Below are 231 nucleotides of genomic sequence, written 5' to 3'. Positions count from 1 at the left end.
AGGATTCTCTCCTCGCCTACCTGTGTCGGTTTGCGGTACGGGCACCTCCCGCCTCGCTAGAGGCTTTTCTTGGCAGTGTGGAATCAGGAACTTTGGTACTATAATTCCCTCGTCATCACAGCTCAGCTTTCATGATGAGCGGATTTGCCTACTCATCAGCCTAACTGCTTGAACGCGCATATCCAGCAGCGCGCTTACCCTATCCTACTGCGTCCCCCCATTACTCAAACG

The 231-nt window shown here is 53.2% G+C and carries 1 rRNA gene; it reads right to left on the bottom strand.

Annotated elements, in window-relative coordinates:
- Positions 1-231 (bottom strand): 23S ribosomal RNA (locus AC0C45_RS30310); the annotation flags it as partial.

This window comes from Priestia sp. VA7 (genome assembly GCF_055710015.1).
This window is presented reverse-complemented; position numbering and strand designations above follow the sequence as displayed.